At 76.3% G+C, this 16566-nt stretch carries 12 protein-coding genes; 6 read left to right on the forward strand and 6 right to left on the reverse strand.

Annotated elements, in window-relative coordinates:
* Positions 1-37: 37 nt before the first annotated feature.
* Genes ACIQUT_RS10440 through ACIQUT_RS10450 form a run of 3 tightly spaced genes read right to left on the reverse strand, consistent with a single transcriptional unit; the run spans position 38 to position 7271 of the window.
* The gene (locus ACIQUT_RS10440) at positions 38-991 is read right to left on the reverse strand and encodes an ABC transporter ATP-binding protein (protein ID WP_403561488.1); all 954 of its coding nucleotides are present in this window, start codon (positions 989-991) and stop codon (positions 38-40) included.
* A complete protein-coding gene (locus tag ACIQUT_RS10445; protein WP_403561490.1) occupies positions 988-4017 on the reverse strand; it encodes an FtsX-like permease family protein in 3030 nt (1009 codons plus the stop codon). Before ACIQUT_RS10445 ends, ACIQUT_RS10440 begins: the two co-directional genes overlap by 4 nt.
* Entirely contained in the window at positions 4014-7271 is a 3258-nt protein-coding gene (locus ACIQUT_RS10450) for an FtsX-like permease family protein (protein ID WP_403561492.1), read from the reverse strand. Before ACIQUT_RS10450 ends, ACIQUT_RS10445 begins: the two co-directional genes overlap by 4 nt.
* A gap of 213 nt (positions 7272-7484) precedes the next feature.
* Between ACIQUT_RS10450 and ACIQUT_RS10455 the strand changes: the two genes are divergently transcribed.
* Complete coding sequence (locus tag ACIQUT_RS10455) at positions 7485-8237, forward strand: ABC transporter ATP-binding protein (RefSeq protein WP_403561680.1); 753 nt, start codon at positions 7485-7487, stop codon at positions 8235-8237.
* A gap of 121 nt (positions 8238-8358) precedes the next feature.
* On the opposite strand, the gene ACIQUT_RS10460 is transcribed toward ACIQUT_RS10455, so the two are convergent.
* Together ACIQUT_RS10460 and ACIQUT_RS10465 are read right to left on the reverse strand one after the other, a co-directional pair.
* Complete coding sequence (locus tag ACIQUT_RS10460) at positions 8359-9987, reverse strand: hypothetical protein (protein WP_403561494.1); 1629 nt, start codon at positions 9985-9987, stop codon at positions 8359-8361.
* A complete protein-coding gene (locus ACIQUT_RS10465; protein ID WP_403561496.1) occupies positions 9984-10778 on the reverse strand; it encodes a GntR family transcriptional regulator in 795 nt (264 codons plus the stop codon). The genes ACIQUT_RS10460 and ACIQUT_RS10465 overlap by 4 nt, the downstream gene beginning before the upstream one ends.
* Before the next feature lie 282 nt (positions 10779-11060).
* Here ACIQUT_RS10465 and ACIQUT_RS10470 point away from each other — a divergent pair, with 282 nt between their 5' ends.
* The 5 genes from ACIQUT_RS10470 to ACIQUT_RS10490 are packed head-to-tail and all read left to right on the forward strand — an operon-like array spanning position 11061 to position 15856.
* Positions 11061-12230: an ABC transporter substrate-binding protein gene (locus ACIQUT_RS10470; RefSeq protein WP_403561498.1), complete on the forward strand. Its 1170-nt coding sequence runs from the start codon at positions 11061-11063 to the stop codon at positions 12228-12230.
* Positions 12230-13141, forward strand: a complete 912-nt coding sequence (locus ACIQUT_RS10475; protein ID WP_403561500.1) for an ABC transporter permease — start codon at positions 12230-12232, stop codon at positions 13139-13141. The genes ACIQUT_RS10470 and ACIQUT_RS10475 overlap by 1 nt, the downstream gene beginning before the upstream one ends.
* Complete coding sequence (locus ACIQUT_RS10480; RefSeq protein WP_403561502.1) at positions 13129-14016, forward strand: ABC transporter permease; 888 nt, start codon at positions 13129-13131, stop codon at positions 14014-14016. Before ACIQUT_RS10475 ends, ACIQUT_RS10480 begins: the two co-directional genes overlap by 13 nt.
* Positions 14017-14021: 5 nt before the next feature.
* Positions 14022-15203, forward strand: coding sequence for an ABC transporter ATP-binding protein (locus ACIQUT_RS10485; RefSeq protein ID WP_403561504.1), 1182 nt, complete (start codon positions 14022-14024; stop codon positions 15201-15203).
* Positions 15200-15856: an HAD family hydrolase gene (locus ACIQUT_RS10490; RefSeq protein WP_403561506.1), complete on the forward strand. Its 657-nt coding sequence runs from the start codon at positions 15200-15202 to the stop codon at positions 15854-15856. The genes ACIQUT_RS10485 and ACIQUT_RS10490 overlap by 4 nt, the downstream gene beginning before the upstream one ends.
* 126 nt (positions 15857-15982) lie before the next feature.
* Here ACIQUT_RS10490 and ACIQUT_RS10495 read toward each other — a convergent pair whose 3' ends face one another.
* Positions 15983-16465 carry a hypothetical protein gene (locus tag ACIQUT_RS10495; RefSeq protein WP_403561508.1) on the reverse strand — a complete coding sequence of 161 codons (483 nt, stop codon included), beginning with the start codon at positions 16463-16465 and terminating at the stop codon, positions 15983-15985.
* Positions 16466-16566 lie beyond the last annotated feature (101 nt).

The following is a 16566-nucleotide window of genomic DNA, read 5'->3' on the forward strand; positions in this document are numbered from 1 at the left end:
GCCCGCGCGCACTGCCGCGGGCGCGGGCCGCCGGCCGTCAGGAGGCGTCGTCGGGGTGCACGGCGATGTGGTCGGCGGCCAGTTCGACGGCGACCCGGTGCTCCATGCCCAGCGCCTCCAGGAACTTCCGGGGCAGCTGCACGCGGCCGGTGCGGTCCAGCATCACGTACTCGCGTTCGCTCACCGACTCGGCGCCGTGCTCGTCGGTGACCGTGCGCCGCAGGACCTCGCTGCTCGTGCGGCCGTCGCGGATCGCGACCGTACGGCGGACCTCGCCCGCGACGAGCGGGTCGTGGGTGACGACGACCACGGTGCCGCCGAGTTCGCGGTTCACGGTGCGCAGCGCCTCGAAGACCGCGGCCCCGGTCTCGGAGTCGAGCTCGCCGGTGGGCTCGTCGGCCAGGAGCACCGCCGGGTCGTTGGCCATGGCCACCGCGATCGCCACCCGCTGCTGCTGGCCGCCGGAGAGCTCGGCGGGCCGCCGGCCCGCCAGGTCGCCGATGCCGAGGGCGTCGAGGAGTTCCGCCACCCGGGCGGTCCGCCGCCGGGCCCCGCCCCGGGAGCGGCCCGCCAACTGCAGGGGCAGGGCGATGTTCTGGGTGGCCGTCAGGAACGGCAGCAGGTTGCGGGCCGTCTGCTGCCACACGAAGCCCACGGCCTCGCGCCGGTAGCGCAGCCGGTCCTTCGCGGACATCTCCAGCAGGTCGTACCCGTCGACGGTGGCCGTGCCGGCGGTCGGGACGTCCAGCCCGGCCAGGATGTTCAGCAGGGTCGACTTGCCGCTGCCCGAGGCGCCGACCAGCGCCACCAGATCACCGCGGGCCACGGTCAGTTCCAGGCCCTGCAACGCCTGCACCTCGATCCCGTCGGTGCTGAAGATGCGCACCAGCCGGTCGCAGGCGATGGCCGTCCCGGCCTGCGGACCCCGGGGCCCGGAGGCCGCCAGGGCCTGCTGTCGCAGCTCTTCGTAGGTCGGCTGATCGGTGCTCAACGCTGGTCTCCCGCTCTCAACTCGGTGGTGATCTGGCGCCGCCCGGACACGGCGGTCTCGACGAGCACCGCCAGGGCCACCAGCGCGGTCAGCCCCAGCGCCTGCGCCAGCACCGGCAGGACCGCCGGCCGCAGCCCCGGTGGCACGGGCGCGCCGACCATGGTCGACAGGTCCACGTACGGCCCCAGCAGGGCCACGGCGGCCAGTCCCACGACGGCCCCGCCGATGGTGGCGCCGACCGCCTGCGGCAGCGCCTCGACGAGGATCAGCCGCAGGGCCTGCCGGGGGGGCAGGCCCATCGTGCGCAGCCGGGCCAGTACCGCGGCCCGTTCGGGGGCGGCCCGCACCAGGGTCAGCAGCACCGCCAGCAGGGCGAATCCGAGGGCCCCGGCCAGGGAGCCCCAGAACAGCCGGCCCGCCGACCGCTGGAGCGGGTTCTCGCCGAGCCCGGCGGCCACGGCGGTACTGGTCTCCAGCCGGAACCTCGCGGCCTGCCCGGCCGGGGCCGTGGCCCGGACGAGCTCCTGCAGCCGGTCCTCGTCGACCGGGCCGGTGGCGAACCACCGGTCGGGGCCGGGCGTGCGCGGCAGTGCGGCGGCGGTCGCCGGACCTGCCGGGAGGACGATGACGGCCCCGCCGCCGTCCGGCTTGGCCGGGGTGCCGTCGACCACGCCGGCGCCGCGGATCCGCAGCTCCCCGCCGGAGTCCAGGTGCAGCCGGAACGACTCACCGCCGGGCGGGGCCAGCCGGGCCAGCGCACTGCTGAACAGCGCCGGCACCGGGGCGTCGGCGGATCCCGCACCCGCGCCCGCTCCGGTGGAACCGGTGGCGCCGGTGGCCAGGAGCGCGGGGTCGAACCGGCCGCGCCCCACGGTCCGGGCCAGTTCCGCGTACCGGGCCGGGTCGGCGACGACCACGGCGACCTGGGTGGAGCCCTGCACCGTGCCGAACAGGAAGGCGTTGTCGTCGGTCCACACCTCCACCGCGGTCCGTACGCCGGGCAGCGCGGCGGCGGCCTCGGCCATCTCCTCGGGCAGCGCGTAGCCGGGAGGCGCGGCGATGTGCACGTCGCCGCCGACGGCCAGCCGGGCCGCCCGGATCCTGGAGGAGTCCACCGCGTCCAGCACCGTGGCACCGAAGCCGCCGGTGGTGACCGCCAGCAGCAGTGCGATCAACGGGAGCGCGGACGGCCGGACCCGGCCTCCCGTGCCGCGCGCGGCACGGGCCAGGCCGAGGAAGCCGACGAGGCCGCGCCCCCGCCCGGCCGCCCGCGCCAGCAGCCCGACGACGGCGGGCTGGAGCCGGGCCAGCATCAGCCCCCCGGACAGGGCGAGCAGCAGCGGAGCGGCGACCAGCAGGAAGTCGGGGCCCTGCCCGGCGGGCGCGATCCCGCGCCGGCGGACCTCGTACACGGCCGCGGCGGTGACGGCGAACACCAGCAGCTCGGCCACCAAGCGGCGCCGCGGTGCGGGGGCGCGGGGCGGGGACAGCAGGACGGCGGCCCGGACGGGAAAGGCGAGCAGGACGAACAGGGTGGTCGCGGCGGCGGCCAGCAGGGAGCCCGCCCACCGCGGCGTCGGCAGCAGCACCACGGCGAGCGCGGTCGCAGCCACGGCGGCCGGGAGGACGGTGACCGCGCCCTCGCCGAGCAGCCGGCCGACGATGCCGGCGCGCGAGCCGCCGCGGGCCAGGAGCAGCCACAACTCGGCCCGCCTCCGGTCGGCGGCGAGCGCCCCGGCCAGGCAGAACACGACGACGGCCACTCCGGTGACACCGGCCGGGCCGATCGCGGCGAGCGGTGCGGCCGCCTGCCAGCGGGCTTCGGCCTGCGTGAGCAGCTGCGGCAGCTGGGAGGTGATCCGCAGATTGGACCGGCCGGCGGAGCGCTCCAGCTCGGTGGCGGTCCGGCCGACCGTGTACGAGGCCACCTCCTGCTTGACGACGGCGAGTTGGTCGGCCCGGAGGGAGGCGGTGTCCACCGGCAGCCGCCAGAAGTCCTCGGCGTCCTTCCCCCACGGGCCGAGCCGGTCGATGCCGTCCGGTCCGACGAGCGCGGCGGTCCGCCAGAACAGCTCCGGCTCCTTGCCCCGGGTGTAGGTGGCGCAGGTGCGGGTGAGGCAGGGCAGGTCGGCCCAGTAGGGGTCGTCCTCGTCGTGGGGTGCGTACAGGCCGACCACTTCGGCCCTGTACGGGCGGCCGGAGAGGTCGGGCAGGGACTCCAGCACCGTCCCGAGCCGGACGTTCAGGGTCTCGGCCGCCTGCTGCGACAGCGCGACCGGCACCGGCCCCTCGGGAGTTCCGCCGGCGGGCCAGCGGCCCGCGACGAGGCGGGCGTGCTTGTCGGCCTGCCGCAGGTACAGCAGGGTCAGCTCGGGTGGCACGCCCTCGGGGCGGGACAGTTCGGGGTTGGTGAGCGCACGTGAACCGAGCGCCCGGGTGCCGTGCACCGGCCCGGTCGGGGCGATCCGGAACACCGGCCCGGTCCGCGCGAGGAGCTCCGCCAGGACCGTGTCCAGGCCCTCGGGAGTCTGCGGCCCGACCTGCGCGTTGGACGTGGCGATCAGGCTCGTCGGGGCGGGGCGGCCGTCGAGGAAGGAGCGCAGCGCCTGGTCGGCGCCTCGGTCCAGGGCCCGCGGCAGGGCGGCCGCGAGGAGGACGGCGGTGAAGGCGAGGGCGGCCGCGAGCAGGGCGCCCAGCGGGGCGGCGCGCAGCCGGGTCCGCACCCAGGGCGCCGGCCGCACCCGCCGCTCCGCGGCCCGCGCGGCCCCGCCGGGGGCGCCGTTCCGCGCGCCGCCGGACCCGGCCGCCACACCGTTGCGCACACCGCGGTCGACCCGTGTGCGGTCGCCCGGCCGTGCTGCGTCGTCCGGCCGCGCGCCGCCGACCGCCTGCGTGGTCCTGCCGGAGTGTGTGCCGGTGGCCGTCGGCGTGGCCTTGTCCGGTTGCTTGCTGTCGGGCCGGGGCCCGGAGCCCGGCTGCGGGTCGTCGGCCGGGTCGGGCCGGCGGTCCGTCACGTCCCTGGTCACAGCTCCTCCACGTGGCGCAGCCGGGCGGCCGCGTTGGCGCCCCCGCCGCGGCTTGCGAGTACGGCCGACAGCAGCGGTGCCGCGGCGACGGCGGCCACCAGCAGCAGGGTGGCGCCGGTCGGCAGGTCGACGAGTACCTCGGGCACGGGTCGCCGTCCGGCGGGCGTCAGCACCACCAGCGGGACGACCAGGTGGACGATGGCGGCGCCCAGCCCCGCCCCGACGGCACTGCCCAGCCCCACCAGCAGGCAGCCCTCGGCGGCCGCGGTTCCGGCCAGCTTCCGCCGGGACGCCCCGAGGGCCTGCAGGACGCCGAACTCCCGGGCCCGCTCCCGCCCGGCGGCGGCGCCGGCCGCGGCGAAGCCGATCGCCGCGAGCACCGCGCCGACCGCCGCCAGGGCGGCCAGCGCGGCCTGCGGGCCGGCGCTGAGCGGATCCCGGAGCAGCCGGTCGGCGACCTCCTCGCGCAGCATCACCTGCTGCGCCCCGGATCCGGAGCGCAGTGCGGCGGCGGCCTGCGCGGGGGCGGGGTCGTCGGGGGATGCCGCCGGCAGCCACCACTCGGCGGGGGCGGGCAGCTCCCGCGCCCCGGTTGCGGCCAGCAGGCGCCCCAGGAAGTGCAGGTCGACGGCGAGGGCCGGGTCGCCCGCCACGGGGAGGGAGCCGACCGCGGCGTTGATCCGTACGGGCACGGTGGTCGGCCCCACCATGACGGTGACGAGGTCCCCGACGGCCGCCCCCGTCTCCGCGAGGTATCCGCGGGTGGCGACTCCGGGCACCTCGGTCACGGCCTGCGCCGCCCCGGGCGGCGTGAGCGTCAGCTGCACGGCGCCCGGGATGTCGATGCCGCCCCGGTAGCGCAGCCGCACCAAGGCGGAGCCGTCCCCGCCTGCGGGCAGGAGTTCGCCGGCGGGCTGCCGGTCGGCCTTGGGGAGCTGCTGGGCGTTGAGCGTCCAGACGGGCCCCGGCGCGGGTGCGGGCACGGGGACGGCCGGGCCGTCGTGGCTGTCGGAGACGGCGAGCCGCCGCACGGCCACCTCGCCTCCGACGGGCCCTTCGCCCATGGGGAGGTACGACACCACGATCCCGGCGATGCTGAGCGGCGCCGCGGCGGATCCGAGCGGAGCCCCGGTCAGCATGCCCAGGTCCACCGACACGGTGGCCCCGTCGCCGGGCGGCAGCTGGACCATCGGCGTCCGGTGGGTCAGCCCGAACCGGTCGCGGAGTAGCAGCCCGAGCCCCGGGTTCCCGCTGTCGCCGGGCGAGCGCAGTGCGATGTCCAGGTCGATGCGGCGGGGCTGCCCGGGCAGCGGGATGCCGCCCGTGGCGGGGGCCGCGGCGGCGGGCGGGGCGAACAGTTCACGCATCGGGCGGCCGTCGCGCAGCGGGACGCGTTCGGCGGCCGCGGCGGTGTCGAACGCGAGGAACTGCGCGGTCCGCCCGTCGGGCAGCTGCTGCGCGCTGCGGATCACCGGCATCACCCGGTCGCCGCCGGGCAGGGCCGCGTACCGGCCGCCCTGGCCCATCGGGGCGAGGGCGCTGCCGTGGATCCGCAGCCCGCCCGCGGTGGCGAACTCGGCCTGGTCGCGCTGGGACGCGGACCATGCGGTGTGCTGGCCCACGGCCAGCACACCGCTGGCCACGGCGAGTACGAGCAGCAGGACGGGTCCGGTGGCCCGGCCGGGCCTGCGGGCCACCTGCCAGCCGACGAGGGCCGGCCCGAGTCCGCGGCCCCGGGCGGCGATCCGCCCGCCGAGGCGCGCAGCGAACGGCAGCAGCCGCAGCACCAGCAGGGTGCCGGCGCACAGGGCCAGCGTCGGCGCCGCGACCAGCAGCAGGTCGACGCCGAGCCCGGCAGCCGCCGCCCCGTGCGCGTCCGCTGCCGGGCCGTCGCCGCTGTGCCGGGCGACCTGCCGGTAGGCGAGGACGGCGAGGGCCAGCAGCGCCAGGTCGGCCCCGGAGCGGGCGGCCCCGGCGACGATCGCCTGCCGGCGGCCGGCCCGGCGCAGCGCGGCGGCCGCGGTCCCGCGGAGTACGGCGGGCAGGGTGATCAGCAGCAGGCAGGCCACGGCGCAGGCAGCCGCGGCGGGCCACAGCAGCAGCGGGTCGCCGTCGGGGTCGAACGGCACCCGGGCCAGCGGGCCGACCCCGGCGAACAGCCGCAGCAGCGGCGGGGCGAGCAGCGGGGCCAGCAGCGCGGCCGGCAGGGTGATCAGCAGGGCCTCGGCCAGGCCGAGGGCGGCGAGCCGTCCGCGGGACGCCCCGCGGGCCAGCAGCAGGCCTCGCTCGCCCTCCTGCCGGTCCGTCAGCAGGCGGGAGACGAGCAGCAGGGCGGCCGCGGCGAGGACGGCGAGCTGGAGCGCGCCGATGAGCACGGCCGAGCGTGCCACGAGCTGCCCGGATTCCAGTTCGCCCAGGAATTCCGGCAGTTCGGTGGCGGCGGTCAGGCCCGTGGAGCCCTTGAGGCGGGCGGCGGTGTCCGCGGCGCGGGCGGTGAGGGCCTGCGTCTCGGCGGTGCGGACGTCCGTGAAGTCGGGGGTGAGCAGCCAGGCGCGGGCGTCCTGGACGATGCCGCCCGCGGTGAAGGCGCTGTCGTCGACGAGCAGCGGGCCGTACGAGGTGAAGGTGCTCACCTGGACCTCGCGCCCGCCGAACGGGTCCAGCCTCCAGTAGGCCGCGTTCCGGTCGGCCGCCCGGTAGACACCGGTGACCCGCACGGTGAGCGGTGCGCCGCCGTACCGGTCGTCCAGCCGCACGTCGCCCGGCAGCGACTCCGAGGTCAGCCCCAGCCGGGCCAGCGCCTGCTGCGGGACGACGACCGGCACCGGGCCGCCGGGCGCCGCGACGGCGCCGGGCCACTGACCCGCGACCAGGACGGCCCGTTCGCGGTCGAGGGAGGCCAGCAGGGTCAGGGCCGCCTCGGTGCCCTGGTTGTGGGCGCGCGGCAGCCCGTACGCGCGGCTGCGCGCCGTGCTCTCGACGCCGACCGGAAAGCGCCCGAACAGCTCGCTGCCGAAGGCGCGCACGGCGGCGTCGTCCTTCCCGCGCGCGGACGCCGGATGCCCGCCGGAGACGAGGACGGTGGTCCGGACCCGGTCCGGACCGGTCAGGGCCTGGCGTAACCCGGCCTCGCCGACGCCGCGGGTGAAAGCGGTCAGCGCGGTCAGCACCGTGGTGGCGATCAGTACGGTCAGCAGCACGGCGGCGGCGAGCGGCAGTCGCCCGCGCAGCCGGCGCACGACGAAGCCGAGCATGCGCTGTGTTCCTCCCCCGTTCCGGACCAGGGGATCCGGATAGCGGACGATGTTGTCAGATCCGGTCGCTACACGGAAGGGGCTTGCGCGATCCAGGTGGCGGATGAACATATTCGGGGGGCGAGCGATCCGGACGTGGTCCACGGGGCGCTGGCCGACCGATTTCCGGGGGGAGCAAGCACCATGACAGAGGATCAGCCGACCGCACCCGCGATGCCCGCCGCACGGGGCGCAGCCGCGGCGGACGCCACGGCCGCGCCCGCGGCAGCCATGGTCGTCGTGGACGACGTCCACCGCACCTTCGGCAGCGGGGAACACGCCGTGCACGCGCTGCGCGGGGCCTCCTTCGCGGTCGCGCGCGGGAGCCTGACCGCCCTCAAGGGCCGCTCCGGCTCCGGCAAGACCACCCTGCTGAACCTGGTCGGCGGCCTCGACGCCCCGACGGGCGGCACCGTCACCGTCGACGGCACCGACCTCGCCGGACTCGACGAGGCGGGCCTGCTCGCGCTGCGCCGCGACCGGATCGGCTTCGTGTTCCAGTCCTTCGGCCTGATCCCCGTCCTGACCGCGGCCGAGAACGTCGGCATCCCGATGCGGATGCGCGGCATCCCGGCGAAGGAGCGCGAGGAGCGGGCCCGCACCCTGCTCGCCCTCGTCGGCCTGGCCGAGCACGCCGAGCAGCGGCCCGGCGAGCTCTCCGGCGGCCAGCAGCAGCGGGTCGCCGTCGCCCGCGCCCTCGCCAACGAGCCCGCCCTGATCATCGCGGACGAGCCGACCGGCCAGCTCGACTCCGAGACCGGCCGCTCGATCATGCAGCTGCTGCGCGCGGTGGTCCGCAGCGAGGACGTCACCGTCCTCGTCGCCACCCACGACCCCGTCCTCATCGAACTCGCCGACCACGTCGTGGAGTTGCAGGACGGCCGGATCGCCGCACCGGCCCCGAACGACAGCACCCCGACCGCCTGAGGCGGCCGGCGCCAGGGGCCTGACCCGCTCTGCGCCCCGGCCGCCCGATCCGTCCAGCGGCCGGGGACCTGAGCCGTTCTGCGAACCCGGCCCGCCCGGGCCGCCGCCGTGTCGCGGGTTGCTAAGCGTCCCGGCCCATCTCCGGCCCGGCGCAGGCCTCCCGCATGGCATCCGCGACCAGCCGCTCCATGGCGTCGCGGGGGAGCGACGGGTTCGCGGCGGCGGACCGGGCCACCGTGGGATCGGTGTCGCCGAGCAGGCCGACGACCACCGGAACGGGCAGCGCCGGATGCGCTGCCGCGGCCGGGCGGGCCCTGTCGTCGTCCAGGCACGGCAGGAGTGCCGCGGCCGTGGCGTTGCGGTGCACGGCGACCTCGCGGAACACCCGCCGGACCGGCGGATCGTGCCGGGCCAGCTCCTCCAGCAGCCCCGCCGGGGCGTCCGGGTTGGCCGCGACCCGCGCGAGCACCTGTACGCCGTGCCGCGCGACCATGGCGCGCAGCCGGTCCTCGGACAGCCCGGGGTGTGGGGCGACCGCCTTGACCACCGCCGCATCCGGGTCGACGGCGAGCCGGTCGCGTACCGCGGGCGGCAGGTCGCGCCTCTGGGCCACCAGCATCCGTACGGCCGCGTGCGGGGAGGCGGCCGGCTCCGCGAGCGCGTCCGGCGGGGCGGCGGCGACCGCCGGCAGCAGTTCCGGCCCGATGCGGCCTGCCACGGCCAGCTCCGCCAGCACGTCCAGCGGCAGTTCCGGACGGAGGGCCAGCCGGCGCCGCAGTTCACCGTCCTTGCGGGCGGCGTCCGCCGTCAGGGCGCGGACCAGGGGCTCGCCGAGTGCGGGATTCCCGGCCGCCTCCCACCGGACCCCGGGGACCGGGTCCTCGACGAGGCGGGCGTACACCTCCTGCGGCAGGTCGGTGCGCTCGGCGAGTGACCAGCGGACGATCATCGAGGGGTGCGCGGCGAGGGGCACCACCGCGGCCGCGGGGGTGGCCGGGTTGCGGGCGGCGCGCTGCAGGGCGTCGTGCACGGTGGATTCGTGCCCGCCCGCGCAGGCGGCGTCGGGCCGCAGGTCGCAGTCCGGGCGGGGGCAGGACGGATCGTGCCGGAACGGGACCGGCTCGCGGTCGCACACCAGGCAGGCGGTCGCCGGGGCGAGCCCCTCTCCGGTGACCAGCGCGGCGAGCGCGGCCGGCGGCACCGCCTCGTTGAGCGCGGCGGACATCCGGACCTCCGCGTGCGGGTGCGCGGCGAGGCGGGCGGCGGCCTCCTGCCGGTCCGTCCAGAGGGCGAGTTCGGCGACCACCGCGATGTCAGGGTCGGCGGCCAGGGTCTCCACCACGTCGGACGGCAGGCCGGGACAGGAGGCCAGGCGCCGGCGGACCTCCCGGTCCGGGTGTTCCGCCAGCAGCCGGGCCCACTCCGGCCGCCCGGTGCCCTCGTCCAGCAGGGCCAGGGCCGCCGACGGCCGCGCCGCCGGGTCCACCGCGGCGGCGGGCAGCCGTCCGTCGCGGGCGAGGCGGCTCGCGGTGTGTTCGCAGGCGTCCGCGAGGGCGCGCACCTGGGCGGGCGCCAGGTCCGCACGCTCGGCCAGCTCGTCGCGCAGTTCCACGACCGCGCACCGGTCGTGCGCGTTCCCGTCCGTCTCCGGACGGGCTGCGGCGAGCGCGATCAGGCCGTCGAGCAGTTCCGGCGGCAGCGCCGGGTTGGCCGCGAGGCCGGGCAGCAGCCCGAGGGGCCGGCGGGTCACAGGTCGCCCGTCCGGCGCTCCAGGGGCGTGGCCGCCGCCGAGTTGCTCACGCTGAAGGTGACGCTGCCCGCCCGGTAGCGGTCGTCGGACCATTCGATCGGGCGCCCCGTCTGCGTGGCCGAGACGTGCCGCTGGCGCAGCAGCGGGCTCCCGCGGCGGACCCCCAGCAGCCGGGCGTCCTCCGTGCCGGCGGGGAGCGCGTCGATGAGGTGCTCGCCGTAGTGGGCGACGACCCCGGAGTCCGCCGCCAGGCTGTCCATGACGGAGCGGCAGTCGTCCGGCAGCGCCTCGACCGCGGCCGCGACCCAGTCGGCGTACGCGGTCCGCTCGACCATGGTGGGCCGGCCGTCCAGCAGTCGCAGCCGCAGCACGGCCAGGATCTCCGTGCCCGGGGGCAGTGCGAGCCGCTCCGCCTCCTCGGCGGTGGCCGGGCGGCGGGTGCGGTCCAGGAAGCGGCTGGTGACCTCCTGGCCGAGCCCCTGCGCCCACTGGGCGAAGCTGTTCAGTTCGCCGAAGCTGTGCCGGCGTTCGTGGCGCAGGACGATCCTGCGGGCGCCCTGCCGGGACCCGATCAGCCCTTCGGCGGCGAGGGTGGCGACGGCCTGCCGGACGGTTCCGCGCGAGGCGGACCAGCGCGCGGCCAGGTCGCTCTCCGAGGGCAGTCGGGCGCCGACCGGGTAGTCGCCGGACAGGATCGCTGTGCGCAGGGCCTCGGCGATCTCCAGGTACCGGACCGAACCCGTTCTCTTCCCTCCGCCCGCTCCCGCGCCCGCACCCGTGCTCGCGTCCACGCAGTGCTCCCCCTGTCTCCGGCTGTCTCCAGCTGATTTCGGCTGTTTTCGGTCGTTCCGCTGACGTCGGTGTTCCCCGGCCAGCCTAGCCACGTGATCGAATTCCGCCCCGCTTGTCACGACTTCTTTCGGTCAATCTCGTCTCTTCGGCGAGCCGTGCCCGGCGGGTCGTGCGGCGTTCACCGTCCGTACAGTGAGGCAGGGCGAACTGGAGCCAACTTGTTCAGACAAGTGGACCCCGTCCAGGCCTCAGTGTCCAGGCCTCAGTCTCCAGGAGAGACCGTGCTCAGTTCCTCCGCAGCCGTCCGCCGCGGTGCCGCCGTCCTGCTCACCGCCGCCACGCTGACCACGCTCGCCGCGTGCGGTGCCGCCCCCGACCAGACCGCCGGCGCCTCTGCCGACGGCAAGACCAAGGTCCAGCCGGGCGCCGCCGCCTCGGCCGCCGACCTCGGGGGCATGGAAGCCCTCGTCGCGGCCGCGCAGAAGGAGGGGCAGCTCAACGTCATCGCGCTGCCGCCGGACTGGGCCAACTACGGCGAGATCGTCAAGGCCTTCGAGGCCAAGTACAAGATCAAGGTCAACAGCGAGAACCCGGACGCCTCCAGCTCCGACGAGATCGCCGCCGTCAAGTCCCGCAAGGGCCAGAAGCGCGCCCCCGACGTCCTCGACCTCGGCATCGCCTTCGCCCGCAGCGGCGCCGCCGAGAACCTGTTCGCCCCGTACAAGGTCACCGCCTGGGACAAGATCCCCGCCGGCCAGAAGGACGCCGACGGCCGCTGGTACAACGACTACGGCGGCTACGTCTCCATCGGCTGCGACGCCGCGAAGATCGCCGCCTGCCCGCAGACCTTCGCCGACCTCCTCAAGCCCGAGTACAAGGGCAAGGTCGCCCTCAACGGCAACCCCACCAAGTCCGGTTCGGCCTTCGGCGGCGTCTACGCGGCCGCTCTCGCCAACAAGGGCTCCTTCGCCGACATCCAGCCCGGCATCGACTTCTTCGGGCAGCTCCGCAAGAGCGGCAACTTCATCCCCGTCGAGTCCACCCCGGCCACCGTCGAGAAGGGCGAGACGCCCATCTCCATCGACTGGGACTACCTCAACGCCGGCTACGCCGAGCAGTTCAAGGGCAAGGGCGTCGACTGGAAGGTCGTCGTCCCCTCCGACGGCGTCTACGCCCAGTTCTACTCGCAGGCCATCAACAAGGAGGCCCCGAACCCGGCGGCCGCCCGCCTGTGGATGGAGTTCCTCTACAGCACCGAGGGGCAGAACCTGTGGCTGAAGGGCCACGCCCGCCCGGTCCTGCTCCCCGCCATGACCCAGGACGGCACCGCCGACAAGGACGCCGCCGCCAAGCTCCCGCAGACCCAGGGCACCCCGTCCTTCCCGGCCTCCGAGGAACTGGACAAGGCCAAGGCCGCCCTCGCCGAGAAGTGGGACAAGGCCCTCTCCTGATGCCCGCTCCCACCACCGCCTCCCACCCGGAGCGGACGACCGCCGGCGGCAGCACCGCGCGCCGCCGGCGGCGCGGCCCCCGCACCTGGCTCGCCGCCCTCCCGCTCCTCGCCTTCACCGGGATCTGCTTCGGCCTCCCAATGGGCGCGATCGCCTTCGGCGCCGTCACCGGCACCGACCCGGCCACCGGCGCCACCCGCCTCACCGGAGAGCACCTCGCCCGCTCCCTCCAGGGCCCCTACCTCGGCTCCCTCACCGGCAGCGTCCAGCTCTCCGCCCTGACCGCGCTGCTCGGCTCGCTGTTCGGGGTCCTGATCGCCCAGGCTGTGGTCACCTCCAGCTCGCGCGCCCTGCGCAGTGTGGCACTGACCGCCTCCGGCGTCCTCGCCAACTTCGGCGGCGTGCCCCTCGCGTTCGCGTTCATCGCCACCGTCGGCATCTCCGGGGTGGTCACCCAGCTCGCCGACCTCACCGCGCTCGGCTGGGACCTGTACTCCTTCACCGGCCTGACCGTGGTCTACCTGTACTTCCTGATCCCGCTGATGGTGCTGGTGACCGTACCGGCGCTGGACGGCCTGCGCCCGCAGTGGCGCGAGGCCGCCCGCAACAACGGGGCCACCACCCGGCAGTTCTGGCGGCACGTCGGCCTGCCCGTGCTCGCGCCCTCCCTCCTCGGCGGGTTCGTGCTGCTCTTCGGCACCGCCTTCGCCGCGCACGCCACGGCCGCCGCGCTCGTCGGCGGCTCCGTACCGCTGGTCACCCTCAAGATCGCCGACGCGCTGTCCGGCAACGTCCTGACCGGCCAGGAGAACGTGGCGCTCGCCCTCGGCCTCGACATGATCCTCATCGCCGCCCTCGTCATGGCGATCCACCTGCCCCTTCAGCGACGGAGCGCCCGATGGCTGCGATGAAACCCCGCATCCGGCGCGGAGCCGTGCTCGTCCTCGCGGGCGCGTACTTCCTCCTCCCGCTGCTGGCCTCGTTCGTGTTCACCGTGCACGTGCCCGGCCGGGGCATCGACTTCGAGGCGTACACCCGGCTGCTCTCCGCCGAGGGCTTCACCGAGAGCCTGCTGCTCTCCCTCGGCCTGGCCGCCGCGACCATCGCGCTGTCGCTGCTGCTCGCCGTGCCCGCGCTGATCGCCGTACGCATCGGCTCCCCGAAGCTGCGGCCCGTCGTCGAGGTCGTCTGCACGCTGCCGCTGGTGGTCCCGCCGATCGCCCTGGTCACCGGCATCACCACGGTGCTGCGCTGGGGCCCCGAGCACCTGTCGCGGACCCCGCTGTACCAGACCTTCATCGCCGTGCAGAACCCGTCGTTCCCGTTCGTCCTCGTCCTTGCCTACACGGTGCTGGCCCTGCCGTTCGTCCACCGCTCGCTCGACGCCGGCCTGCGCGCCGTCGACGTGCCCACGCTGGTCGAGGCCGCCCGCAGCTGCGGGGCGAGCTGGCCGCACGTCGTCCTGCGGGTGCTGCTGCCGAACCTGCGGACCTCCCTCGCCGGCGCCGCCTTCCTCACCCTGGCCCTCGTGCTGGGCGAGTTCACCATCGCGTCCCTCCTCGGCTTCCGCCCCTTCGCCGTGTGGATCGTGTCCATCTCCGGATCCCAGGCCCGGATGTCGGTCGCCGTCTCCATCCTCAGCCTCCTCGTCACCTGGCTGCTGCTGCTCGCCCTCTCGCGGGCCGGGACCGACACCCCCGCGGCGTCCGCCAAGCCCCGCACCCGCCCCCGGGTGTGGTCCCGGCCGCCTTCCCCCGCCCTCGCCACCTCCCCCAAGGAGTCCTGACCCACATGTCCACCACCCTCCCCCCGGCCAGGAAGCCCGACGAGCCGGCGGCCACCGCAGCCACCGGGCCCGCCGCAGCCACCGGGCCCGCCGCAGCCACCGGGGCCGCCGGGGCCGGCGCGGACGGCTCGGGCACCGCGGGCGCGCGCGTCGAATTCCGCGGCCTGCGGCGGGCGTTCGGCTCCACCACCGCCCTCGACGGGCTCGACCTCACCGTCGAGCCCGGCGAACTCCTGGCCCTGCTCGGCCCGTCGGGCTGCGGCAAGACCACCGCCCTGCGCGTGGTCGCCGGCTTCGAGCAGCCCGACTCGGGCGAGGTCCTGATCGACGGCCGGGACATCACCCGCGTCCCGGCCAACCGCCGCGACGCCGGCATGGTCTTCCAGTCGTACAGCCTCTTCCCCAACCTCAACGCCCGCGACAACGTCGCCTTCGGCCTGCGCGTCCGCAAGGCCGGCGCAGCCGAGCGCCGCGAGCGCGCCGCCGAACTCCTCGACCTCGTCGGCCTGCCCGACCACGGCGACCGCTACCCGCACCAGATGTCCGGCGGCCAGCAGCAGCGCGTCGCCCTCGCCCGCGCCCTGGCGCTGCGCCCGCGCGTACTGCTGCTCGACGAGCCGCTGTCCGCCCTCGACGCCAAGGTCCGCGCCACCCTGCGCGACGAGATCCGCCGGCTCCAGCTCTCCCTCGGCATCACCACCGTGTTCGTCACCCACGACCAGGAGGAGGCGCTGTCGATGGCCGACCGCGTCGCCGTCCTCAACGCCGGGCGGCTGGAGCAGTGCGCGGCCCCCGCCGAGCTGTACGAGCGGCCCGCCACCCCGTTCGTCGCCGAGTTCGTCGGCACCATGAACCGGCTGCCCGGCCGGATCGCCCACTCCGGGCTGGTGGAGGTCGCCGGCTCCCGGCTGCCCGTCGACGGCCCGGCCCCGGACGGCACCCGGGAGGTCGAGGTGCTGGTGCGGCCCGAGAACGTCACCGTCACCGCCGACCCGGACGGCACCGCCACCGTGGTCTCCGCCTCCTTCTTCGGAGCCGTGACCCGGCTCCACCTCGACCTGCCCGGCGCCGCCCCGGTCAAGGCCGACCTGCCGTCGCGCGACGCGGGCGAGCTGGTTCCGGGAGCGCGGGCCTCCGTCGGCCTCGTCGAGCGGCCCGTCCTGGTCGTCGCCCGGGCGGCCGCATGAGCACCCTCGCCGCCGTCCTGTTCGACATGGACGGCACCCTCGTCGACACCGAGGTCCTGTGGTGGGACGTCACCGCGGAGGTCGCCGCCGGCCTGGGCCACGCCCTGACCGACGCCGACGCGCCCGAGGTCGTCGGCCGGGCGGTCCCGGACACCGCGGCCCACCTGGTCCGCGCGAGCGGCGGAGGAGACCCCGACCGGGTCGCCGCCGACCTGGCCGAGGAGTTCTTCCGCCGCGTCGCGGCCGGAGCGCCGCTGCGGCCCGGAGCCGAGCGGCTGCTGACCGAACTCGCCGCGGAAGGGATCCCCTTCGCCCTGGTCAGCGCCTCCCCGCGGCCGGTCGTCGACTCGGTCGTCGGGGGCGCGCTGGCCGGCGTCCCGTTCGCGTTCACGCTGTCCGCCGACGACACCCCGCGGACCAAGCCCCACCCGGAGCCCTACCGGGCGGCCGCCGCCCGGCTGGGCGCCGCACCGCGGGCCTGCGTCGCCGTGGAGGACTCCCCGGACGGGGCCGCCTCGGCCGAGGCGGCCGGGTGCGGAGTCCTGGTCGTCCCCTCCCTGCTGGACGTCGCCGCCTCCCCGGCACGGTCGTTCGCCCGCTCCCTGGAGGACGTCACCCTGGACGTCCTCCGCGCGCGCCGCCTGATGACCTGACGGCCCGAACGCCCCCGGCTCCGGGAACCCGTCCCCCGGCCGCCCGGCCACCAGGCCGTCCTCCGGGTGGGCGGCCGGGGACACGGGCGACCCTGGGCGCCCCGGCCGGCCGGGGCGTTCAGGGCGTCAGGCGGCCAGGCCCAGGAGTTCGAGGATGCCGTCCACATAGGCCGCCGACACCGTGTCCGGGCGGGTCACCGCCTCCAGGCGCAGCGAGCCGACGTTCGTCCGGATGTACGCCGCGCACTGCCCGTACAGCCCGGCCTCGTACGGGGACCCGTCGTCCTCCGTGCTCGCCAGCGCCAGCAGGGTCCACAGCAGGGCCTCCCGCGTCGCCAGCCGCGGCGGGCCCGCCGACCACACGGCCATCAGCACCCCGCACACCGCCGGGGCGGGCGGCCGCAGCTGCCCCGCCTGGAAGGCATGGCCCTCCAGCGCGCGATAGGCCGACGGATGTCCTTCCGCCGCGTCCCACAGCTGGTCCACCAGATGTCCGGCACTGCGCCCGCAGCCGCACACGATCGATTCCCAGTCGTGCCGGGCAATCTCCGCGATGACCAGATCCGGCACCAGCGGGCTGCTGCGCGGCTTGTCTTCCTTCCCTCTCATGGGAGCAGTATGGGGATGCTCCCGGCGCGCGGGACAGGGGCCCCCGTGCAGTGCCGTCCCATACGCCCGGCGAGGGCGTACGGGAGGGGTGCGCGAGACGT

The sequence above is a fragment of the Streptomyces sp. NPDC090445 genome (genome assembly GCF_044769385.1).
Lineage (GTDB): Bacteria > Actinomycetota > Actinomycetes > Streptomycetales > Streptomycetaceae > Streptomyces.

Excerpts from the sequence above, each read along its gene's own strand:
- ACIQUT_RS10450 (WP_403561492.1), bottom strand. The coding sequence starts at position 7,271 with ATGCTCGGCTTCGTCGTGCGCCGGCTGCGCGGGCGACTGCCGCTCGCC.
- ACIQUT_RS10455 (WP_403561680.1), top strand. The coding sequence starts at position 7,485 with ATGCCCGCCGCACGGGGCGCAGCCGCGGCGGACGCCACGGCCGCGCCC.
- ACIQUT_RS10475 (WP_403561500.1), top strand. The coding sequence starts at position 12,230 with ATGCCCGCTCCCACCACCGCCTCCCACCCGGAGCGGACGACCGCCGGC.
- ACIQUT_RS10480 (WP_403561502.1), top strand. The coding sequence starts at position 13,129 with ATGGCTGCGATGAAACCCCGCATCCGGCGCGGAGCCGTGCTCGTCCTC.
- ACIQUT_RS10485 (WP_403561504.1), top strand. The coding sequence starts at position 14,022 with ATGTCCACCACCCTCCCCCCGGCCAGGAAGCCCGACGAGCCGGCGGCC.
- ACIQUT_RS10490 (WP_403561506.1), top strand. The coding sequence starts at position 15,200 with ATGAGCACCCTCGCCGCCGTCCTGTTCGACATGGACGGCACCCTCGTC.
- ACIQUT_RS10495 (WP_403561508.1), bottom strand. The coding sequence starts at position 16,465 with ATGAGAGGGAAGGAAGACAAGCCGCGCAGCAGCCCGCTGGTGCCGGAT.